20 protein-coding genes and 1 tRNA gene are annotated in these 23,518 nt (G+C 39.2%); 15 read left to right on the top strand and 6 right to left on the bottom strand.

What is annotated here, in order from left to right; all coding sequences use genetic code 11:
* Positions 1-61: 61 nt before the first annotated feature.
* The 9 genes from J5J05_RS04480 (at position 62) to J5J05_RS04440 (ending at position 13,185) form a co-directional block, all read left to right on the top strand.
* Entirely contained in the window at positions 62-1,042 is a 981-nt protein-coding gene (locus tag J5J05_RS04480) for an ABC transporter permease (protein ID WP_244244608.1), read from the top strand.
* 14 nt (positions 1,043-1,056) lie between these two features.
* Positions 1,057-1,989: a carbohydrate ABC transporter permease gene (locus tag J5J05_RS04475; RefSeq protein ID WP_208559466.1), complete on the top strand. Its 933-nt coding sequence runs from the start codon at positions 1,057-1,059 to the stop codon at positions 1,987-1,989.
* 48 nt (positions 1,990-2,037) lie between these two features.
* The gene (locus J5J05_RS04470; protein ID WP_208559465.1) at positions 2,038-3,714 is read left to right on the top strand and encodes an ABC transporter substrate-binding protein; all 1,677 of its coding nucleotides are present in this window, start codon (positions 2,038-2,040) and stop codon (positions 3,712-3,714) included.
* Positions 3,715-3,807: 93 nt separating this feature from the next.
* Complete coding sequence (locus J5J05_RS04465; RefSeq protein ID WP_208559464.1) at positions 3,808-4,719, top strand: ROK family protein; 912 nt, start codon at positions 3,808-3,810, stop codon at positions 4,717-4,719.
* A gap of 1 nt (position 4,720) precedes the next feature.
* On the top strand, positions 4,721-6,190 hold the full coding sequence (locus J5J05_RS04460) for a glycoside hydrolase family 1 protein (RefSeq protein WP_208559463.1): 1,470 nt from the start codon (positions 4,721-4,723) through the stop codon (positions 6,188-6,190).
* A gap of 10 nt (positions 6,191-6,200) precedes the next feature.
* Positions 6,201-8,516: an alpha-xylosidase gene (gene yicI, locus J5J05_RS04455; RefSeq protein ID WP_208559462.1), complete on the top strand. Its 2,316-nt coding sequence runs from the start codon at positions 6,201-6,203 to the stop codon at positions 8,514-8,516.
* A 20-nt stretch (positions 8,517-8,536) separates the two neighbouring features.
* On the top strand, positions 8,537-10,558 hold the full coding sequence (locus tag J5J05_RS04450) for a beta-galactosidase (RefSeq protein ID WP_208559461.1): 2,022 nt from the start codon (positions 8,537-8,539) through the stop codon (positions 10,556-10,558).
* A 66-nt stretch (positions 10,559-10,624) separates the two neighbouring features.
* Entirely contained in the window at positions 10,625-12,736 is a 2,112-nt protein-coding gene (locus tag J5J05_RS04445; protein ID WP_208559460.1) for a cellulase family glycosylhydrolase, read from the top strand.
* A 116-nt stretch (positions 12,737-12,852) separates the two neighbouring features.
* The gene (locus J5J05_RS04440; RefSeq protein ID WP_208559459.1) at positions 12,853-13,185 is read left to right on the top strand and encodes a tRNA-binding protein; all 333 of its coding nucleotides are present in this window, start codon (positions 12,853-12,855) and stop codon (positions 13,183-13,185) included.
* A 60-nt stretch (positions 13,186-13,245) separates the two neighbouring features.
* Here J5J05_RS04440 and J5J05_RS04435 read toward each other — a convergent pair whose 3' ends face one another.
* Positions 13,246-14,007 carry an MBL fold metallo-hydrolase gene (locus tag J5J05_RS04435; RefSeq protein ID WP_208559458.1) on the bottom strand — a complete coding sequence of 254 codons (762 nt, stop codon included), beginning with the start codon at positions 14,005-14,007 and terminating at the stop codon, positions 13,246-13,248.
* 115 nt (positions 14,008-14,122) lie between these two features.
* On the opposite strand from J5J05_RS04435, the gene J5J05_RS04430 reads away from it, so the two are divergent.
* Positions 14,123-14,542 (top strand): Lrp/AsnC family transcriptional regulator, encoded by a 420-nt coding sequence (locus J5J05_RS04430; protein WP_208559457.1) that lies wholly within the window; start codon positions 14,123-14,125, stop codon positions 14,540-14,542.
* Between the two features lie 100 nt (positions 14,543-14,642).
* Here J5J05_RS04430 and J5J05_RS04425 read toward each other — a convergent pair whose 3' ends face one another.
* The gene (locus J5J05_RS04425; RefSeq protein WP_341868502.1) at positions 14,643-15,950 is read right to left on the bottom strand and encodes a hydroxymethylglutaryl-CoA reductase, degradative; all 1,308 of its coding nucleotides are present in this window, start codon (positions 15,948-15,950) and stop codon (positions 14,643-14,645) included.
* A gap of 117 nt (positions 15,951-16,067) precedes the next feature.
* Between J5J05_RS04425 and J5J05_RS04420 the strand changes: the two genes are divergently transcribed.
* Positions 16,068-16,140 (top strand) — tRNA-Val (locus tag J5J05_RS04420).
* 177 nt (positions 16,141-16,317) lie between these two features.
* Here the strand turns inward: J5J05_RS04420 and J5J05_RS04415 are convergent.
* Positions 16,318-17,031: a hypothetical protein gene (locus tag J5J05_RS04415; RefSeq protein ID WP_208559455.1), complete on the bottom strand. Its 714-nt coding sequence runs from the start codon at positions 17,029-17,031 to the stop codon at positions 16,318-16,320.
* 216 nt (positions 17,032-17,247) lie between these two features.
* Here J5J05_RS04415 and J5J05_RS04410 point away from each other — a divergent pair, with 216 nt between their 5' ends.
* Positions 17,248-17,646 carry a hypothetical protein gene (locus J5J05_RS04410; protein WP_208559454.1) on the top strand — a complete coding sequence of 133 codons (399 nt, stop codon included), beginning with the start codon at positions 17,248-17,250 and terminating at the stop codon, positions 17,644-17,646.
* Positions 17,647-17,687: 41 nt separating this feature from the next.
* Here J5J05_RS04410 and J5J05_RS04405 read toward each other — a convergent pair whose 3' ends face one another.
* Both J5J05_RS04405 and J5J05_RS04400 read right to left on the bottom strand, forming a co-directional pair.
* A complete protein-coding gene (locus tag J5J05_RS04405; protein WP_208559453.1) occupies positions 17,688-18,206 on the bottom strand; it encodes a hypothetical protein in 519 nt (172 codons plus the stop codon).
* The gene (locus tag J5J05_RS04400; protein WP_208559452.1) at positions 18,199-18,720 is read right to left on the bottom strand and encodes a GrpB family protein; all 522 of its coding nucleotides are present in this window, start codon (positions 18,718-18,720) and stop codon (positions 18,199-18,201) included. Before J5J05_RS04400 ends, J5J05_RS04405 begins: the two co-directional genes overlap by 8 nt.
* Positions 18,721-19,011: 291 nt before the next feature.
* Here J5J05_RS04400 and J5J05_RS04395 point away from each other — a divergent pair, with 291 nt between their 5' ends.
* Together J5J05_RS04395 and J5J05_RS04390 are read left to right on the top strand one after the other, a co-directional pair.
* Positions 19,012-19,884 carry a hypothetical protein gene (locus J5J05_RS04395; RefSeq protein ID WP_208559451.1) on the top strand — a complete coding sequence of 291 codons (873 nt, stop codon included), beginning with the start codon at positions 19,012-19,014 and terminating at the stop codon, positions 19,882-19,884.
* 198 nt (positions 19,885-20,082) lie between these two features.
* On the top strand, positions 20,083-20,601 hold the full coding sequence (locus J5J05_RS04390; RefSeq protein WP_208559450.1) for a P-loop NTPase family protein: 519 nt from the start codon (positions 20,083-20,085) through the stop codon (positions 20,599-20,601).
* 353 nt (positions 20,602-20,954) lie between these two features.
* Here the strand turns inward: J5J05_RS04390 and J5J05_RS04385 are convergent, their stop codons facing one another.
* Entirely contained in the window at positions 20,955-21,731 is a 777-nt protein-coding gene (locus J5J05_RS04385; RefSeq protein WP_208559449.1) for a helix-turn-helix transcriptional regulator, read from the bottom strand.
* Positions 21,732-22,238: 507 nt separating this feature from the next.
* Here J5J05_RS04385 and J5J05_RS04380 point away from each other — a divergent pair.
* Positions 22,239-23,339, top strand: a complete 1,101-nt coding sequence (locus J5J05_RS04380; protein WP_208559448.1) for an LCP family protein — start codon at positions 22,239-22,241, stop codon at positions 23,337-23,339.
* Positions 23,340-23,518 lie beyond the last annotated feature (179 nt).

Here is a 23,518-nt window from a genome sequence, read left to right as displayed (position 1 = left end):
TTATTGTAAGCGTTATCAATTATTATGGGTGTAGGAAATAAATCAAAGAGGGTGGGTATAGATGGATTCTTCTAAATCGATGGATGTGAACAGTAAAGGAATGACCAATACAAAATTAAAGAAAATCCCGAAGAAAAAAATCACCTGGGAAGCGATCAAACGACAGAAACTACTAATCATTATGACAATACCTTTTGTGATTTGGTTACTGGTTTTTGCTTATACACCACTGATTGGCTGGCTTGTCGCCTTTCAGGAATATCGACCACAAAATGGCTTTTTTGATTCACAATGGGTAGGCTTTACCCAGTTTCAGACATTATTCAAAGATTCACTTTTCTATACGGCATTGAAAAATACGCTAGGTATGGGTGGATTAGGACTTGTCTTTGGGACGGGAACAGCGATTACGTTTTCCTTGTTGCTAAATGAATTACGATTTACAAAATTCAAAAAATTTACGCAAACGATCTCGTATCTACCGCATTTCGTATCATGGGTCGTAGTAGCCAACTTAGTGACGACGGTTCTAGCAAATACGGGTATTGTAAATGAATTATTACAATTTTTAAACATCACGAGTGGCCCAATCAATTTCATGGCAAAACCGAATATGTTCTGGGGAATTGTAACAGGTGCAGATGTTTGGAAATCAACAGGTTGGAACGCCATTATTTACTTATCAGCGATGACAAGCATTGATCAAGAAATGTATGAAGCTGCTCACGTAGATGGCGCGAGTCGTCTCCAAAAAATGTGGCATATCACCTTACCATCAATCAAGGGTATTATCATTATTTTGATGATTATGAATATCGGTAATATTATCAATATTGGATTTGAACGACAAATGCTGTTAGGAAATAATATCGTAGCAGATGCAGCAATTGTTATTGAAAAATATGCATTAGACTATGGTATCGGCATGTTCAGGTATTCTTACGGAACAGCGATCGGGATATTCAAATCTGTTATCTCCATTGCGCTGATCGTAACCTTTAACTCGATCGCCAAGAAAACAAGTGACATCTCAATCATGTAGAAAGGAGGAATAATATGGATACACCAGTAAATAAGCCATTCATAAAGAAAAAGAAGAAAAAATGGAGTGATCGAGCGACTACGCTAGATTATGTTATCGCCGTCATGATGGTGATTGTGGTGATCGTCACCCTTTATCCCTTCTTGCACGTCCTAGCTATTTCGTTTAATAGTTCGGTTGATACAGCGCGAGGTGGATTAACGATTTTCCCAAGAGAATTTACCTTACAAAACTACCGAGAGGTGTTTGGTTCAAATAATAATTTGCTGATTGCTTTTAGAAATTCAGTACTCAGAACAGTCATTGGAACAATTTCAGCAACTTTCTGCTGTGCGGTATTAGCTTATATTCTTAGTAGAAAAAGCTTTATTTTAAGAAGACCATTAGGTATCTTGCTCGTCTTAACCATGTATGTCAGTGGTGGGTTGATTCCAACCTACTTGGTTATCAGAGGTTTGGGGTTGGTGAATACATTCGCCGTCTACATCATCCCGGGATTGGTCAATGCCTTTAATGTTATTGTCATAAGGTCCTTTATTGATGGGTTACCAGATGCGCTCGAAGAATCTGCTAAAATGGATGGGGCGAATGAAATAACGATTTTCTCTAAAATCATCATGCCACTCTGTGTACCAGTACTTGCGACGGTTGCTTTATTCGTAGCCGTTGGACAGTGGAACAACTGGTTCGATACGTACCTTTATGCAGGCGCTAATGTGAATTTAACGACCTTACAATATGAATTGATGCAGATTTTAAATAACGCTTCTTCTATGAGAGCGGCGGATGTCAGTGGGCTCGCTCAAACAGGTGGAACCGCTATACGGGTCAATCCTGAGTCGATTAGAATGGCGATCACGATTATCGTAACCTTCCCGATTGTCTGTGTGTATCCATTCCTTCAGAAGTATTTCGTATCAGGTTTAACGTTAGGTGCAGTAAAATAATCAACGAGCTTGAGCAATTTAAAAAGAAAAGGAAAAGAGGAAAAATAAATGAAAGCACTTACGATAAAAAGTTCGATTTTAGTTTCTAGTTTATTCTTGCTAGCAGCATGTGGTAATGGAGATGATAGCAGCAATGACGCTTCAGGATCAGCTGATGGTGAAGATGAGGTTTTGACACTCAAGATGTTCAGCGCGGATTTGACTCAAGACGATCCATTTGATAACGCTGTTGCACAAGAAATCGAGAAAAGAACAGGCGTGAGATTAGAGTTTTCATACCCAGTTGGTGGAGATGATCAAGAAGCGATCGCATTGATGATTGCCAGCGGTGACTATCCAGATTTGATTTACGGCAAAGGTGGATTGAACCAACTCATTGATGCAGGTGGTGTCATTGCGTTAGATGATTTAATTGAAGAGCGTGGAGATAATATCAAAGCCATGTATGGCGATCAGTTAGACCGATTAAGAAGAAGTACAGAAGATCCTAACATTTACCACGTAGGTACAGCTGGCGTTGAAAATATGTATCTGGAAACCAGTGGTACGTTAAGACTACAAATGGAAGTCCTTAAGGAATTAGGTTATCCAGAAATCAATACTCTTGAAGATTATGAGAATGCTTTGACAGAATACATGGAAATGCACCCAACGAATGAAGACGGTGAACCATGGATTCCAATGTCTCTATCTGGTAGTGACTGGCATTGGCTCATTACAGTTGGCGATCCAGCTAGTGCAGTAGGCGGTATCGAAGGTGATGGTCAATGGTACGTAACAGATGAAGGTGAAGCAACTTACAAATTCCAGCGTCCAGAATTAAAAGAGTACTTCAAGTGGTTAAATGGCATGAACGCAAAAGGAATGTTGGATGAGGAGTCTTTCACGCATACAAATGACACTTATGTCTCTAAACTTTCTTCAGGAAGAGTACTTGGTATCGCAGATCAGGATTGGAACTTCACAGAAGCAGAAGCAGCACTGAGAGCGGATGGCAATGAGTGGAATCTATGGGCACCACTACCTGTAGGTTTAGATGAAAGTGTTGAAGTTCAAACATTGAAAGATTATGGCTTCACAGGAATGACAGGTGTTTCCATTACATCTGGATCAGAACATCAAGAAGAAGCCTTTGATTTCTTAGATTGGTTTGCAACAGAAGAAGCACAGATTTTAATGAACTGGGGCGTTGAAGGTGTCCACTATGAAATAGTAGATGGCAAACGTGTTCAGTTAGAAGATGACTTGAAAAATTCTCAAACAAATCCAAACTATTCAATCGAATCAGGTGTAGGTGCATACATTCATCCGTTCCCACAATGGGGTTCTGCAGCAGTAGACTCTAATGGTCAAACAATCGGTAGAATGGGCGCAGAAGATATTATGGCACAATACTCTGATGCTGAAAAAGAAGCGCTAGCAGGATACGATGCTGACCTTTGGGTAGACTTGTTCCCGGCTACTGAAGATTTAGAAACACCAAAACATGGTCGTGCTTGGGAAATTGCTTTACCAACAGGCAGCGATGTAAATGTGATTCAACAAAGAGCAGATGATTATACGACTCAAAAAGTCACAGAAGCAATCTTAGCAGACCCAGCGGACTTTGATGGCATATGGGAAGAAATGCAAGCTGAACTAGAGTCAATGGGGATTGAAAAAGCAAATACTCAAATGACTGAGATTATCAAAGATAGACTAGAACTATGGGGAGAAACTGAATAAGTTGTTCAACCAGATGAAAAGTATATACCCTCCTTTTATAGGAACATATACTTTTCATCTCTTTTTTTATCAGACTGTGAAGGAGTTAAAACGATGGCCTATATTTGCTTTGACATCGGTGGCACGAATAGCAAGCATGCCTTAGTTAACGAGAAAGGCATCATTTTAAAACAAGGATTCTTTCCGACGATCCACACGAGTACAGAGGATTTTGTATCAGGATTGGTTGAACAGATTCATCTTTATGAAGCTGTTGAAACGATTGAGGGCGTCGCTATGAGTATCCCAGGCATTGTTAAAAAAGGAACGGGAGAATTGATCACCGCTGGAGCATTACTGCATTTGTATGGAGAGAATATACAGGATTTGTTGCTTCAGTACATTTCTTACCCAGTATACGTAGAGAACGATGCGAAGTGTGCCTTGATGGCTGAGCTGACATTTGGCGCAGCTGAGGGATTGAGAGATGTCGTTTTGATGACGGTCGGGACGGGGATTGGTGGCGCAGTTGCCTATGATCGACAGATTTTATATGGTAATGAATACAAAATTGGTGAATTCGGTATGATGCGAATGGATATGATAAATGAGCCTGATAAAACGATGCATGATTATGCGTCTACAGCGGCTTTGATTCGCGAATTTAAAGCACTTAAAAATGTTTCACAAGAAACATTCGTAGATGCACGGACGATTTTGGAAGAGATGGAGACCGATCCAGTAGTCAATGAACTTGTTGAGCGTTGGGCATATTATCTAGCGACAGGTATATTCAACGTGTCTGTTTCCTTTAATCCCCAAAGAATTGTTATCGGTGGAGGAATTAGTGCAAATCCTAAATTGATTCCACTGATCAAGAAGCAACTGGAAAGAAACATTCACTGGGAGAATCACCGTACGGAGATCGAAACAGCAATATATAGAAATGATGCGGGTATCATCGGTGCGTGGATCTTTTTAACGGCGCATATCAATAGAAAAATACAGAGTGAAAAAGGAGCTTAACATGTATCAGGAAAAATTAGACGCATTTCCAACGTCCTTCTTGTGGGGAGCAGCTTCGGCAGCTTATCAAATCGAAGGTGCGTATGACACAGATGGAAAAGGACCATCTATCTGGGATGAATTCACTAAAATAGAAGGTAAAACCTATGAAGGAACCAATGGAGATGTAGCCATCGATCACTACAATCGCTACAAAGAAGACGTCAAACTGATGGCCGACATGGGATTGAAAGCTTATCGATTCTCTGTTTCATGGGCTAGAATCTTACCGGATGGAGAAGGGCAAGTCAACGAAGATGGGTTGGCTTTCTACGAAAATCTAGTTGATGAGCTGATTGAGAACGGTATCGAACCTGTTTTGACGCTCTATCACTGGGATTTACCGCTAGCGCTCCAAGAAAAATATAATGGATGGGAATCCAGAGAAGTGATTCGTGCATTTAAAGAATACTGCAAAGTACTCTTTAAACGACTTGGAGAAAAAGTTCACTACTGGGTCACCTTCAATGAACAGAATGTTTTTACAAGCATGGGCTATAGATGGGCAACGCATCCGCCAAATGTAACTGACACGAAACGAATGTTTGAAGCCAATCACATCATCAATCTGGCAAACGCTGAAGCCATTGTCTTGTTCAAGGAAATGGTTCCCAACGGAAAAATCGGTCCAAGCTTTGGTTACGGTCCGGTCTATCCACTGACGGCTGATCCAAGTGATGTGTTAGCAGCGGAAAATGCACATGAATTCAGTAATAGCTGGTGGTTGGATGTTTATTGTAAAGGGAGATATCCTGTAGCAGTCTTCAAACAACTCGAGCGTAAAGGCATTGCGCCAACGGTGACAGAAGAAGACAAAATAGTGCTTAAAAAAGCAAAACCAGATTTTTTAGGCATTAATTATTATCACGGAGGAACTGTAAAACAAAATAAAATTGAAAAACCTACACAGGGTAATGAACAAGACAAACAATTCTCGTCAACAGATCCTTACTTGATGCAACCGAAAGAAGAGCAGTCACAAAGCCCAGAGATTCCGATGTATCAGTCATTGGATAACCCCTATTTAGAAAAAACAGAATGGGGTTGGGAAATTGATCCTGTCGGTTTCCGACTAGCACTGAGACAAGTGTACGCAAGATATGACTTACCGATTTTTGTAACAGAGAATGGCTTAGGCGCAAAAGATACCTTAACAGATGAAGGTGAGATCAATGATGATTATCGGATCGATTATCTCAATAAACATATTGTAGAGATGAAAAAAGCGATCACTGATGGCGTAGAAATGATTGGTTATTGTGCATGGTCATTCACGGATCTCTTAAGCTGGTTGAATGGTTATAAAAAACGGTATGGGTTTGTTTTTGTTGATCGAACAGAACAAGAGGAAAAAGACCTCAAGAGAATACCGAAGAAAAGTTATTTCTGGTACAAAGAGGTTATCGAACAAAACGGCAAAAATATAAAATAGGAGTGACAGGATGAAGTTTCTAGACGGAGGATGGCTGGTTAAAGAAGGATATGAAGTGGACTATCCAGCCCATGTGTATGCAACAAGAAAAACAGATAAACAACTAACGGTTTACGCACCATTCAGGTACGTCGCGGATAAAGGCGGTACGCTAGACGGCGGTATGATGACGGTAGAACTCAGTTCACCGCACGAAAACATTATCGGGGTCAAAGTCTATCATCATAAAGGCACTGTAGCAGCGGGTCCTTCATTTGAATTGGATAAACAAAATCCTACTGTCGAAATCAAGGATGGAGAAACAGAAGCTTCACTAAAAAGTGGGGCACTTTCTGCCCACATCCAAAAAGGTGATCAATTCGAAATCAGCTTTGAAAAAGATGGAGAAGTGTTGACTGCTAGTAAACCTAGAGGACAAGCTTATATTCGTCAACCACTTGAAAATCAGTCTTACATTAGTGAACAACTGACGATTGATGTAGGTGAACTGGTTTACGGATTAGGTGAACGGTTCACTTCTTTCGTTAAGAATGGCCAGACAGTTGATATCTGGAATGCAGATGGTGGAACCGGAACAGAGCAAGCTTATAAGAATATTCCATTTTATATGACCAATAGAGGATATGGCGTATTCGTCAACAGCCCAAAAAAAGTCAGTTATGAAATCGGTAGTGAAAAAGTATCTCGTGTTCAATTCAGCGTGCCTGGTGAAGAGATGGAATACTTTATCATTGCAGGTGACTCTATGAAAGAAGTACTCGAAAATTATACAAATTTGACCGGCAAGCCGGCATTACCACCCGCTTGGTCCTTTGGTCTCTGGATGAGTACGTCTTTCTTAACTGATTATGACGAAGCGACGGTCAATCATTTTGTGGACGGTATGATCGAGCGAGATATTCCTTTAGAAGTGTTTCATTTTGACTGTTTGTGGATGGAAGAATATGAGTGGGTCAACTTTGAGTGGGACAAACGCACATTCCCTGAACCACAGAAGATGTTGACAAGATTAAAAGAAAAAGGATTAAAAATCTGTGTCTGGATCAACCCTTATGTTGGGCAAAAATCGCCCTTGTTTGATGAAGGTATGGAAAAAGGTTACTTTATCAAACGACCAAATGGAGATGTTTGGCAGTGGGACAAGTGGCAAGCAGGATTGGCCATTATTGATTTCACAAATCCAGCAGCGGTTAAATGGTATCAAGATCATTTAGCGAAGTTGATGGATATGGGTGTCGATTCCTTCAAGACCGACTTCGGTGAACGCATTCCAGTAGATGCTGTCTACTACGATGGATCAGATCCTGAACGGATGCACAACTATTACACGCAACTATACAATCAGATCGTTTTTGACTTATCAAAATCTAAAAATAAAGATGACGAAGCAGTAGTGTTTGCGCGTTCTGCAACAGTCGGTGGACAGAAATTCCCAGTACACTGGGGTGGAGACAGTACATCTGACTATCCTTCAATGGCAGAATCTTTAAGAGCGGGATTGTCATTTGGTATGAGCGGCTTCGGTTATTGGAGTCATGATATTGGCGGATTTGAAGAAGGGTGTACACCCGACTTGTATAAACGCTGGACACAATTTGGCCTACTTTCTTCCCATAGTCGTTATCATGGAAGTAAAGAATACAAAGTGCCTTGGGTCTATGATGAAGAAGCAGTCGATGTCACACGAAGCTTTACAAAACTGAAATTAAGCTTAATGCCATACTTGATGAATCAAGCTGTAGTAGCGACTGAAGGTATACCAATGATGCGCTCGATGGTGCTCGAGTTTCCTGAAGATATGACTAGTCACACGCTTGATCGACAATTTATGCTAGGAGATTCTTTACTGGTAGCGCCAATCTTTAACGATAAAGGAACGGTCAACTACTATGTACCTGAAGGAACATGGACGAACTATTTGACGAATGAAAAAATCGAAGGTGGCAAATGGCATAACGAAACACATGGTTATGATACCTTACCCCTACTTGCAAGACCCAATAGTATCATTGTAGAAGGTAGTCAAGATACGCAAGCAGAATATGATTATGCTGAAGCCGTTACGCTACATGTATTCGAAGTGTCTGAAGGCGTAGAAGCAACGACTCGTATTGTAGACCGTTCAGGTAAAGTAGTCGGCACAGCTAGTGTACATTTTGCTGAAGGTGCGTATAACATAAAAGTCGATCATATTGATGTAAAAGCTGTTTTATTGCATAACGTTCATAACGTAGAAACAGTAGAAAACGGAAAAATAGAAGCCACTGATTTTGGCACACGCATTTCTGTAGAAGGCACAGAAGTTAACGTTCAATTAACAAAATAAGACACATCAGGAGGGAATCAATGAGTAAACAATTGTTTGACCGCATGTTGTACGGAGGAGACTATAATCCAGAACAATGGCCAAAAGAAGTCTGGGATGAAGATCTTCGTATGTTTAAAAAAGCGCATATCAATTCAGCAACGATCAACGTCTTTTCATGGGCGAAACTACAGCCTTCTGAAGAAGAATACAACTTTGAAGAACTAGATGAGATCGTAGAACGACTATCCAGCCAAGGCATGGATATCGTTCTTGCTACCGCTACAGCGGCATTGCCAGCTTGGATGTGTAGAAAATACCCAGATGTGAAAAGAGTGGACTTTGAAGGAAGAAAGCATGGATTTGGTCATCGACATAACCATTGTCCGAATAGTCCAAGTTTCAAGCGATTTGCCAGTGAACTTGTATACAAACTAGCAGAACGGTATGGTGACCACCAAAGTATCAAACTCTGGCATATATCTAATGAGTATGGCGGGGAATGCTACTGCGACAACTGCGCAAAAGCTTTCCGTGTTTGGGTAAAAAACAAATATGGTTCTATTGAAGCAGTCAATGAAGCATGGAATATGCATTTCTGGGGACATACGCTTTATAGTTTTGACGATATCATTCCGCCAAACTATCTAGGAGACGGTATTAGTGACACAGCGGCTGCTTTTGCTGGATTATCCATTGATTATCGTCGCTTTAATTCAGATAGTTTATTGGATAATTATAAAATGGAACGGGACATCATTCGCTTATTTGATGAGACACCCGCAACAACGAATCTGATGGGCACCTTCAAAGGACTCGATTACTTTAAGTGGGCGAAAGAATTGGATATCGTTTCTTGGGATAATTATCCAAGTCATCATACACCGCTGAGCCATGTAGCGATGAATCATGATTTGATGCGTGGCCTCAAAGATGGACAAAGCTTTATGTTGATGGAACAAACACCCAGTCAACAAAATTGGCAACCTTATAATTCCTTAAAACGCCCCGGGAAAATGCGCGCGCAAAGTTATCAGACGATTGCGCATGGTGCGGATACGATTCAGTTCTTCCAACTCCGTCGCTCAAAAGGTGCCGTAGAGAAATTCCATGGTGCAGTCATCGAACATGCTGGACACGAAAACACACGTGTCTTTCGAGAGGTCACAGCACTTGGAGAAGAATTGGAACAGTTAGGCGATCAATTGATTGGTGCAGAAACGAAAGCCAGAGTAGGTATTTACTTTGACTGGGATACGTATTGGGCTTTGGAATATACAAGCGGGCCAACTGTTGATCTTCGATATGTCGAACAGATTCAGCAGTACTATGATGCTTGCTACGCCAAGCAAGTGGCAGTCGATATGCTACATGAAGGAGCTGATTTCAGTCAGTACGATGTTATACTAGCGCCCGTTCTGTATATGGTGAAAGAAGGATTAACTGAAAAAATCGAAGCATTTGTTGAAGCTGGTGGTACCTTTGTTACAACCTTTATGAGTGGGATTGTCGATCAAAGTGACAATGTTCATTTAGGTGGGTATCCTGGTCCACTGAGAAAAGTATTGGGGATTTGGGCTGAAGAAATCGATGCTTTAGCACCCGGACAAACCAATGTTGTGCATACAAAAGCAGATTTCTTCAAACATTCTTCCTACACGTGTCGTATGTTGTGTGATCTGGTTCATCCAGAAACAGCAGAAGTCGTAGCAGAATACGGTTCAGACTTTTATAAAGGTATGCCGGCTGTGACGAAAAATACAGTTGGTAAAGGTGAAGCGTGGTATGTTGCGACAGTTCCAGAACAACACTTGCTGAATGAATTGATTGGACATATACTAAACGAGAAAACGATTGAAGGCTTTGATCATTTACCAGAAGGCGTAGAAATTGCTTGTCGTGTGAAAGAAGATAAACAATATTACTTTGTCATGAACCATACTGAAACACATCATAGCATCGACCTACCATTCTCAGGATATAAAAACTTGCTGAACAATGAAACAGTAGAGAAGACCTTAACGCTTAAATCATTTGCGGTAAAGATACTGACCGCGTCATAATCAACCGAATCACTTAAAACAACAGCCGATGTTTTTACCGATAAAAAACTGGGAGGACAGTCAATAATGAAAAAATTGATTGCAATACTGGCTACTTTAATGGTCGTGATACCTTGGGCATCAACGAAGAAAGTTCAGGCAGCAGAAGAGACACCGTCTCAACGTTATGTCGAGGCTATGGGCAGTGGATGGAATTTAGGAAATACGTTCGATGGATTCGATGAAGCAGGAGATACTGGCGAAACATCTTGGTCTAATCCAGTTGTGACGAGAGAACTTATTTCTAGCGTAAAAGATAAAGGTTACGATAGTATCCGCATGCCGTTCACAGCGCACATGCGTGTTGGTGGGGCGGAATCGAACTATCAACTCGACGAAGCTTTTCTTGATCGATATGAAGAAGTCGTCAACTGGGCTTTGGAAGAAGACTTGTATGTCATGATCAACGTGCATCACGATTCATGGATCTGGCTAGCCGATTGGGATGGTAATACGGAAGCCGAAGCGTATAAGAAATACGTTCGAATTTGGGAACAACTAGCAGATCGTTTCAAAGACTATGATGAACGGGTCATGTTTGAATCGATTAACGAACCACAATTCTATACAGACGAAGCGAATGCGCTTAGTCATCTTGAAAAAATCAACAATACTTTCCATACGATCATTCGAAATTCCGGGGGACGCAATGCCGAAAGAATGCTTATTTTACCAACTTTAGTGACTGATTCAGCACAAAGTAGATTAGATGCCCTTTATCAACAGATCGTTGGCTTGGAAGACGAAAATATTATCGCGACGATTCACTATTATAGTGAATGGGTATTCAGTGCTAATTTAGGCACGACCCAATTTGATGATGAATTATGGGACGGGGTTACGGCTAGAACGAGTTTGATCAATACCTTTGACCGAATCGCTGAGACGTTTACGGAAAATGGTATTGGTGTTGTTATCGGTGAATATGGCTTATTGGGTTATGACAAAGGCGACGACGTAAACCCATTGGGCGAAACGCTGAAATTCTTGGAATTTATCAATTATTATGCGGATCAAAAAGGGCTCAACTTGATTCTCTGGGATAATGGCCAACATATTGATCGCTATACCTACCAATGGAAAAATACCAGGTTTGGTGACATGATTGAGTCATCAATGGAAGGGCGTTCTGCTTATTCAACGGGATGGGATACAACGTTTTTGAATCGGACAGTTCCCGAAAGTGGGATAAGTATTCCATTGACACTGAATGGTCTAACACTGGCGGCTGTTAGTGAAGGCGATACTGCCCTGACTGCGGGTGTGGATTACACGATGCAAGGGACGAACTTACAACTTACAGAAGCCTATCTTAATCGTTTGCTAGAAAGAACAGGCGGTGTGACCGGAAGTGAGTCAACCCTCAGACTACAGTTCGATGGTGGTGCCGACTGGTATCAAACCCTCGTTTATAGCGAAGCGCCGGTAATGTCTGAAGCACAAGGAACGGTCAGTGAAGGTATCCGTATTCCGACTGCTTATAATGGAAGCCAACTAAAATCAGTGGTCTCTCAAAATGAAGCAGGCGCGATCGTTTCTAATAATAGCTGGTGGAGATTCTTAGAACACAGCAGTGAATTTGTACCAAACGAATCAGAAAATACCATTGATTTGCTAACTAGATATACGTCGATTCTATCAGATGGTCAATATACGTTGACCTTCACTTACTATGATGGAACGGTCATTCCCTATCAGTTAAGCATTCAAAATGGTGGCATCAGCGGTCAAGTCGTGACTGCGGTAGAGACGCCGGAAGTAACACCAAAGCCTCCAGTAGAGGCAGCGCCAGGGGCACCAATTGAAGAGACACCTGGGGAAGTTACCGAACCAGAAGAGCCAGAGGAAACAATCAGTACACCTGACACACCAACTGTTTCTGAACCGGAAACGATGCCGGAAGCAGAAAATCTAGAAAATAAAAGTAACCATAGAGAAATGCTCGATATAGTAGGGGATCGAGAAGCTGAAGGATATATAAGAATAGAAGAAGAACCAATTTTTTCTAGCGATAATGAGGAAGTCAGTAAAGCACAAGCTCTGCCCGCAACTGGGATGACAACGTCAATTACTGGGTTCGTTGGATCTCTATTATTAAGTAGTGGATTGGGTATGTTTTTCTGGAGCAAAAGAAGATAAATAACCAAAAGACGCGATGAATTTTTCTCATCGCGTTTTTTAATGGATATTAATAAAAATTTATTGAAAAAACTGTTATCAATCTCTACTATGAAGGATAATAAGGAGTGATTTTCGTGGCAACGATTGAGGATTTTCAGTCATTAGACATCAGAGTTGGAACCATTTTAGAAGCATCATTTTTTGAAGAAGCAAGAAAGCCAGCGTATAAAGTACGCATCGACTTTGGGGAAGAATGGGGCATCAAACAAAGCTCTGCACAGATTACAGATCGATACGAAGCAGAACAGCTTGTGGGGAAACAGGTAATCGCGGTCATAAATTTTCCGTCTATGCGGATTGCAGGATATAAATCCGAAGTCTTGATCCTTGGCGGTGTGCTCGCAAATAAAGCAGTTGTGTTGCTAAATTTAGATGACCCTGTTCCAAATGGTACGAAAATTAGTTGATGACAAGTATTAAAAAAGCTGTGGGGGCTGTAAGGCTAACCATAGCTTTTTGTGAGTGACTTAAATTTGTGTAGTCTCGCCGTCATTCGGCACAAGTAATTTTTCTGAGAAATCATTTTCTCTAGCGTATTCCCGTAGGTTTTTTCTAGAAAGTATCCAATGATTGACTGCTTCCATATGGACAGCAATGATGGTTGATGCTGGTGTTGCCAAATGAAGCGCGTGCACATCTTTTTCATTCATCACGATCGGGCCACCCTGTAGAAACTCATTCGCACCGGCATTTACAATGATAACATCGGGCGTATGTGTGTGAAGTGCCGTTTGAACACCTTCGTACCAAACAGTGTCTCCTGCAATATAGAGGGTTTTCTCTGAAGAATGTTTAAAAACGACCCCACAGACTTTTCCAGTTAACACCTTTATTTCTCCACGTCCGTGTTCACCAGCAGTTTTACTAAGGCTAATCCCATCAAAATCTGTGTGCAGTTGAAGGATACGGACGTTTTTAAATCCGTCGTTTTCGATGATTTTTTGGTCAGTTTCATTTTGGACAAAAATAGGCATTTCCTTAGGTAATCTATCTCTTGCAACAGGATCATAATGATCTAAATGCAAGTGTGTTAGCACGACAGCGTCTATGTTCTCGGTAACTTCTTCTATTGATACAGGTAAATCTACAATTGGATTTTTCGCCTCTTGTCTTATCGTGTTTTTGACAGGATCATAGGTCCCTTTCTCTGCTAAATACGGATCAATTAAGAATCGTTTTCCAGCATAGTCGATTCTTAGCGTTGCATTTCTAATCAACTGTATCTTCATGATCAAATCTCCTTTGTTTTTGTGTAATTCTATTTTATACTTATAGTGATTTCTTTAATATAGAAAGAATCAAGTCTTTTAATGATCTTACTTGATTTTTGAAAGGATAAAATAAATGATTGATGCAACAGATGAGCTAATTTTAAAAGAACTTCAACAGCATGGTAGAATCACGATGAAAGCGTTGGGTGAAAAGGTTCATTTATCTGGACAAGCTACAGCGGATCGAGTGATTAGACTGGAAGAATCAGGGGTCATAGAAGGCTATACGACAACAGTTAAACTTGAAAAAAATCAAATGAGTATCAAAGCCTTTATTACCTTGATTATAAAAGCGACGAGTCATGAACCACTTTTAAAGTTTATCGAAGAGGAAAGAGGTTGTGTCAAAAAAGCTTATAGAATAAGTGGAGAAGGCTGTTATCTCGTTGAAGGTGAATTTAGTTCAAGTGATGTAATGGATGAATTTTTAGTGAAACTAAATCATTATGCCTCATACAAAGTATCTATTGTGATCAAAGATATATTGCTTTAATCGTACGGTCTCGTTTTCAAAATAATGAGAAAATGAAAAACGACCAAGTACAGCGAGATTGTTGCTGCTACTCAGTCGTTTTTTTAGAAGATGCTTTTTTTTAAAGGTTGTTCAGTAGTTCTTTTGCTGTCTGCAAGTTCATGTGAGGCGCTTTTTTAAGTTGTTCAGCAATTAATTCAACGTGTTCACCTTTAGCACCGGCACTGATCGCTAAAGAACGAGCGTGCAGACCCATATGGCCTTTTTGAATACCGTCCGTTACCAATGCTCTCACTGCACCAAAGTTCTGTGCAAGACCAACAGAAACAAGGATACTTTCAAGTCTCTTAGCATCAGGGTACATCATTAACTTGTGAGCAAGTTTCGCACCGGGATGAATACTGATTGAACCACCGACTGTTCCAATCGCTAGCGGAAGTGTCAAGGTACCCACTAGATCACCTTGGTCATTCTTTTGCCATTTTGATAGAGCACGGTACTGCCCAGATCGAGCAGCATAAGCATGTACGCCGGCTTCAATCGCTCGCCAGTCATTCCCGGAAGCTACCACGACGGCATCGACGCCATTCATGATTCCTTTATTGTGGGTGACCGCTCGGTAAGGGTCTGCCAAGGCTACTTGAGAAGCCTCAATAATGCGGTCGCGTACCGCTTCGCCAGTATAGTCACCGGTTTTTAATTTGTGTGCTGGAATCGTGCAAGTAGCTGTTGCTAAACATTCAGTTGCGTAGTTGGACAGAATCCGTAACAATGCTTTTCCACCGGTCAGCTCTTCAATGTAAGGTGCGATGCCCTCCATCATTGTGTTGACGATATTCGCACCCATCGCTTCTTGTGTGTCTATATGCAAGTGAACGACGAGGAATGCTGGAATGTTTTCTTCAGGATCTGCCTCGAGTATCCGTGTTTCAAGCGCTTTTGCACCTCCGCCACGTTTGACGATAGAAGGATGCGCTTCATTAGCGCGCTCTAAAATGTTGTGTTCAGCTGCTTTGATATTTTGAGCAGCTTGTTCCATATCTTTGACATTTTTAAGCGTGACTTGCCCAATCATCAATCGATCAGAGACAGCGGTCGTAAAGCCACCCGCTGAACCAATGATTTTTGCCGCAAAACTAGCCGCTGCGATGACGGATGGTTCTTCAATAGCCATTGGGACGAGTACTTCGTTGTCGTCAATAACAAAGTTTGTAGAAATACCTAGTGGTAGAGAATAATTTCCAATATAATTTTCAATCATGTGTTCACCGACTGAAGGATCTAGATCTAATCCATCTTCCGTTAGCACCGTGGCTTCTTCTAAAGAAATAACCCCTGCCTCTTTGAGTGCTGAGATTTTTTCTGCATGTGTTTTTTTGTAGAATTTCGATAATTTATTCGTATCCATCTGGTTCCGTCTCCTCCGAATGTTGTTAATCTTATTATGAAGTACGGAGCAGAAAAAGAAAAGGATTGAATCCTTTTGAGCAAACAGAATCTTTACAAATCAATGAAGAAAGGGTATACTAATGGAGTACGAAAAAAAGGTTCTTTAGCTCAGTTGGGAGAGCACTACCTCGACAAGGTAGGGGTCGCTGGTTCGAGCCCGGCAAGGACCATCAATATAAAAAGGCAGCGCCATTCTTATTATTAGAAGGGCGCTGCCTTTTTTTCTCATTAGCTGTTAAAGCATAAAGTTTAATAGTCATACATTTGGTAAAGTGCATACGATTACCTCATTAAACCGTGAATAGTGTATCTGTTTTTAATAGATGAACCGAGAACCGTTTTACTGATTATTCTTTTACTTTAATCCATTCCATATTTTCTTCAGATTCATAAATCGGGATGACAAATACCTGTTCGAGCGAGTAGCCGTGACTGATACGTGCAAAGATTTCATCTCCTGCATGAATTTCTTTACGATTGAGATTAATAATTTCAAAGTATCCTTCGTCGTTGATTTCAGGAGTGATTCGTACCACATCTTCCATATCTCCAGATTCATTTAATGAAAACTCAATGACTTCTCCTGGATTAATACGTCCTTCATACACTTCTGTGTTTTCGTGCCATCCTGGAAGCATGAGATGTTCATATACGCGTTTGTTGATTTCTTCAGGATGAGGAGCGAGTGACTCGTGATAATTTTTACGTTCCTGACTATTCATACCTACTAAATCACTGATATGACTATTGGCAGGTCTTGATCTTTCCCCTGCTGTATCGCTGTCATCTGTTGAGCCGCTGATAGTCTCATCGACAGACTGAAAGTCATCGTCTTCATTCGAACTCTCCACGTGTTCATTCTCGTTATCTTCGGAATCAGCTTCAACTGCATCCGAATCCTCTGCCTCATTTTCGATTGTCTCTTTAGTGTCGGTATTTCCCTCCTCACTCATTTCAATCTTTTCTTCTGAGGATTCTTCTTTATCTGTCGAAGAGCAAGCGAATAATAGTAGTGATGTTGAAGCTAAAAGTAACGTTACTTTTTTAGATTTTTTTATCATTTTAGTCATCCTTTTAGTGAAATATGTAGTAATTTTAACAACAATAAATCAATAGCACAAACGATATATGGTTATAATATCGCTCACATTTTAGTAAAAAGGCCTTTTAAGTGAAGTATAATTAAAAAACTTGTTATCGAGAGAACACCTTATTCTTGAGTAACTTTTGATAGGAAGTTTCGTTATCAAAAACTATGATAGTATGAGTAAAAGGATATGATTGAAATCTATCATTTAAAAAGAATGAGTAGGAATGAAGCAGAAGATATTATTAATTGGAAATATCCTAGCCCATATAATTTCTACGATATGAATGAAGACAGTTTAGAAGAAATGTTAGAAGAGAGATACTTTTCATGTATAGAAAGCAAGAAACTTATAGGATTTTTTTGTTTTGGAAAAAGCGCTCAAGTACCTAGTGGCAATAAAAATAGAGTGTATGCTAATACCGACTTTTTAGATATTGGGTTAGGCCTACATCCAAAATTGACAGGGACAGGGAAAGGAATTGACTTCATTAAGGCTGGCCTTGAATTTGCAAAATTTGAGTTTCATCCAGTAGGATTTAGGTTAAGTGTAGCAGCTTTTAATAAGACAGCATTCCTCTATCAATAGAAGGCGTTATCTTTGTTTGTTCATTATCAAGCATCTATCTCTTACTCTTGATTAACTAAAAATGCATAACTGACGGTTCCTTCTGGCCATTCTGCTAGCACTTCATAGGTGACTTCTCCTTCAACGGAAAGTAGGTCTTCGTCGGGTATAACCGTATTTGTTTCATTATCCCACACTTTTACAGTAACCTTATCGGGTGCTTTGTCAAAGGCCAAATTATACGAAGTTTCATCGGTTAAATGCAAGGGTGTAGTGTCTTTAACAAGTTCTGGTGGAGAATCGGAATTGGCCTCTACAGAATTATCCATTCCTTCTGTGCTTTCATCACTCCAACTATATGTACCTATGACAGGTTCAACAACTTCTCCGCCAGCTTGGACTGTTAAGATAGGAGGTGTTAGATCAATTTCATCCGTACTGTTGTCAGAGAAATCGATTATCGTGTGTTGACTAATATCTTCATCTTCATCTTTATTTTGTTCGAGTGAGTTGACACAACCACTTAAAATAGATAAAGCGGTGATAGTAAATATAGCGAATAGATAAATTTGTTTATTCATTAGATTTCCTCCATTTTAAGGCATTCTCAGTTAACTCAGATACAAGATTATGTTTGCTTTGTTGATACACAGCTACGTCCTGAGAAGATCCTTTGATATAGTCTTTCTTAAACTGTTTATATCGTGCTGCCTCGTTTGGAAAAGCAATCAGGTAATCTCTAAACGCTAAATGTTTGTTGATTTCATCAGAACCACTTTGAAAAACATGGACATGGTGTGTTCGCTTCTGCTGTTCTTCTTTTATAAAAAATCGTCTTCCTTCAATACCGTTTTCACCTCTAGGGATATAACCAGCTACTTCCATCTTGGTATTTAATGCGTCCACATATGAAATATCTTGGACTTCTATTAAGACATCTATAGTCGGTTTAGCCATCATACCGGGAATAGATGTACTACCTATATGATGAATACGAGAAGCGGTATCACCAAAGATGACCTTGATTTCTTTAGCTGTTTTGTCAAATTCAGTCGGCCAACTATCTTGGTAGTTTATCAATTCTAAGTACCTCATTATCTTCCTCCAACCTTATATTACGCATCAACAGATGTGATTATTTTACAAAAATAAGTTTGAGATAAGTATATCACTATTTGTAAGCAGTGTTAGCCCTTTGTTCTGTGAGAGTTAACACTGCTTTTTTAATGCGTTCAATAGTTAAAAATGTATTACAGTGGCTATAAGTTGTTAAGCTAGTAGATTGTTGTTATATTTTTTTTAAGGAAGTATGAGAAAGTGTTAAAAAATAAAGAAATCATAATTAATTTTAAAAGTATTCTAGCTTGCCGAAAGGAAGAACAGTTGATGAAAAAGTTATTTATATTGAGTACGTCTATTTTACTATTGTCGAGTTGTAGTAATAATGAAACAACAGAAACAGATGAAACCAATCAAATAGAGAGTGAACAAACTTCTGAAGAGACAGACTCAAACAAAGATCAAGAGGGTATGGGTACAAACGATACAGAAACGGATGAAGAATCTGTGGAAAATACAGATGATACTGAAGATGAAAATCAGAATAAAGAAAACACTAAAATGACTAAAAAAGAAGCTGAAGAGAAGGTTATTGCTTATATAAATGAACAAGCAGACTATACAGAAACTGATTTTTATGAATTCAACATCCAAGATGAAGGGTCGGTTTATACGGCTTCAATGTATGCACCTGTTTCTACTGATGAAACAAAAGGTGCACCGATTATTTCAATGTATGAGATCAATCAAACGACGGGTGAAGTGAAGGAAATTGAGGTAGGAAATGATGAACAAGACACAGCAATCAGCGAAATTGTGACCATGAGTGAGGAAGAAAGAAAAGCACACCATAGAGAATTGGTTGCTGAAGGTGAAAGTATCGACAAGAGCGTCCTAGAAAATTTAATGTTACCGGGCGTTCACATGAATACAACATTTTATGAAGGAAGGGTAAATCCCGGAGACGCTATAGAGGCTTCTCTTGGTACCGCGGATACACCACCGGATTATGAACAAATTGATGTTGCTCCAAAAGTAGATTCAGATGGATACTTTACGATTAGTCTTAGCCCATATGATTTGACGAATAAATCAGTTTTACGTTTTTCCATTCAAGGAGATTATTCAGAAGAACAAATCTTCGATGTTTCAATCTATGAGGAACAAGCGGGAATGGAAAATGTCGGTGTGAGAGAATAATAGTTGAATCGTTCTGTCGTAACGTTGAGAAGAAAATAGCGAACACCTGACGTCAGGAGAAGCAAGCAGAATCGATTTTATGGAGACGACAGATAGGGAAATTCCAGATTTCGATTTCTCCTTTAACAAGAAGTCATTGACGTGCCGTTTGATGAAATTATAGAATAGTACCCTAAAGTATTTTAGGGGGTAAAACAGTTGAAAAGAATTACAATCGTAGGACCTTCAGGTTCTGGAAAATCTACCTTAGCTAAACAATTAGGACAAATATTTGATCTACCTGTTTTCCATATGGATCAGCTGTTTTTTGATCCTGGTTGGGTGGAAAAATCCAAAGAGACATTACTAGAAGAGGTAAAGCAAATACTTGATAAAAATGATCAGTGGATTATAGAGGGAAATTATGGAAAAACACTACCTACTAGACTGTCACAGAGTACGCAGGTTATCTTTTTAGATTATCCTCGAAGAATCTATTTTTACAGAGTATTGAAGCGAGTAGTCACCACCTTAGGAAGCGTTCGAGAGGACATGGCACCGGGCTGTCCGGAAAAAATAGATCTTCCCTTTTTGAAGTACGTCTGGAACTTTAAAACAGCAAGACGAGAAAAGCTAGTTAAACTGATTCAATCGGAACTACCGGATGATTGCGAACTAATTGTATTTGAGCATCCAAAAGCTTGTGAGCAGTATTTTAAAAATATAAAAGAAAGTTAGATAATGGTTGCATATCCTGCAATATTATCTAACTTTCTCTATGAAAAGGAGATTTAGATGCGTTACAAAGAATAAATGAGATTTACCAATAATGGGTTCTTTATGGGTTGTCTACTCTTTATCACCACTGTTATCATTTATGAGGGTGTTAGAGGGTATATATTTGAAACCTTGCTGAGCACCTTATTTTTTTTCTACTTATCTCTTTGTATTTGGTCATTCGCTTTCTTGACTAGTATTCTTGCAGAGCTAGAAGAGGACAAGAAATTCGTTCTCAGAGGATCATTTTCAGAAATATTTCTATTTGGTCCAATCATCTATCTGTGGGTAAAAAAGTGCAGATAATCTACCGTTTACTTAGTCGTACTTTCTTCTAGCATATCCAACATGGCTTCATCCATCATGCGAAGACTTTTATGCGTATTTTCAGAAAGGGTTTTGTGGTACTCATTTCCATCCAAATCTTGAATGATGCTATCACTTAATTTCTTGAACCGTTGTGAATAGCCATTCGCTGTGACAACGTAATAATTTTTGTCCAATTCAATCGTCATGTCGGGATATTCTTTTGTGCCGTCTTCAATGCCTTTTTCAAGTAGCTCATTCGCTCCTGCAGATGAATGGTTTTCATCTAGATCACTTCTTAAAGCGCCATTAAGCCTATGAGAATTGTATATAGCTACGCTGCTTTGGTCGAAGGATAAAAAAGACTGATCAAGATTTTTAGAAAGAGAGTAGTTTAGTTCCCAAGACGATTCAATGAGATCGTTTGGACTCAAACCTTCTTCGTTGATTTGAGCGTGTTGGCGTGAATTGAAATAGTAAGTTGTGCTAAAACCAATGACGATCAATAACAATGCGCTAAGCACAATATTCAGTACTTTCCTACGTTCACTTCTTTTTACCTTTCGAGAAATTTCTTCAATCATATTTGAATCTTCTTTCAACAGGTCGTCAAGTGGGACTTCATAGTACTCACTGATGGTCACCAATGTCTCAAGATCTGGATACGTTCGCCCAACTTCCCAGCTAGATACGGTCTGTCTAGATACATGTAAAATCTCTCCCAATTCTTTTTGAGATAAAGAAGCCCCTAACCTTTTTTCTTTTAATCGATCACCAATTTTCATATCTTTGTCCCCCTGTTCTTTCTACCATTATAAATTAAGCCAATAGAATAATACTAGATTTATTTTAGTGTTTTCCTAAGAAACGTTGGTGTATCAGCTTGCTACAGTTTGTTGCTAGTGTAAGTATGCTCTTTTTATTACTATTTATACTTTCTCGTAGGTACGTAATCAAAAAATAGTTAACGTAATTTGACTGATAACAATCTGTTCACTTTCTTTATTATTTCCATATTGATTCATCCCGTGATCAATTAATAAAGGTTGAATATTCATTTTTTTGAAAAAATTCAATTTGATTTTAACTATATAAACTTCAAGCATTAGTTATATTTAAAAGATCGATAGTTATAAGTCAAAGAAAAAATGTAAAATGCAAATAATCTTCATAGAATCTTTATCTTCATTTGCTAAGATTTTAAATTGTAAAAGAATGAATACAATCGTTATTTTTGAAATGTATTTCTACAAGTGTTGTTCTATTAAAATCGTTTTTAAGGAGTTTTATAAATGTTTAAAAAAGGAAATCGTAAATTGAGTAGAAGAAAGGTTGTTGTTCTACTTTTTGTCGTTCCACTTGTTATGCTGCTAGCGAGCGGAGCTGTTTATGCAAAGAGTTTGCTTAAAACAACGGAAAAGGTATTGGAATCGTCTTATAAAGAAATTGACCGATCGAAACCTGTGGAAGAAGTGAATCCAATTGAAGAACCTGTCTCGATTTTACTGATGGGTATTGACGATGATGACGAAAGAGGGCTAGGTTCTGCAAGAGCGGACTCACTAATTTATGCAACAGTCAATCCTAAAACACATCAGTTAGATATGGTTTCGATTCCAAGAGACACATACGTCCCGATTATGAATGATGGTGAAGAAGTAGGGATGGATCGAATCAATACAGCTTATGCCATTGGAGAAGAAGATGCGATGGTAGAAACAGTAGAACATTTTCTTGATTTGCCGGTCAATTATTATGCGACATTTAATTTCCATTCCTTTTTAGACGTGATAGATGCGCTTGGAGGAATAGAAGTTGATGTTCCGGTAGATATTGTAGAAATGGACTCCAAAGATAACAGTCAAGCGATTTCGCTTAACAAAGGACTACAGACATTAAATGGTGAACAGGCTTTAGCGTTAGCACGAACACGGAAAATTGATGATGATATTGCACGCGGTCAAAGACAACAGTTAGTGGTTAAATCTGTTATCAATAAAGCGGCTGATCTAGGTTCGATTACTAAATATAATGACGTTTTAAAAAGTATTGGCGCAAATATGAGAACCAATATGAAAATGAACGAGATTAAAAGCGTACTACAAACGGGATTGAATGAGTCCTTTGATACAGAATCTCATGTGTTCGGATGGACGAGTTTCAGAGACGCTGGAAGAGATCTTGTGAAAATAGATTCTAAAAGTTACGATGAGATTCAACAAACATTAGCTGAATCATTGGAATTAGAACAGCAAACGATCAATACGATTCCTGATGGTATCGAATCGGAAGAAGTAATGGGTGATTCAGAGGGTGAGGATAACTATAGCGAGGATTATCCAAAAATGGATTTGGAAAAAAGTAATGGATCTACTTCGGTAAAATCACAATAGTGATGAATGAAAGTGAAATGACTGATTTTTAAATAAGAAGCAATATAATATAGAATATAACTATAAAAGAATGCCTTTGATTAATATTTTCAATTGTTGAACAGTATTTATTAAAGGAGATATAAACGAAAGACTGTGAAAATGATGAAGAACGGTTTTGCTCACTATTTCATTCCAAT

The sequence above is a fragment of the Marinilactibacillus kalidii genome, assembly GCF_017599325.1.
Taxonomy (GTDB): domain Bacteria; phylum Bacillota; class Bacilli; order Lactobacillales; family Carnobacteriaceae_A; genus Marinilactibacillus; species Marinilactibacillus kalidii.
This window is presented reverse-complemented; position numbering and strand designations above follow the sequence as displayed.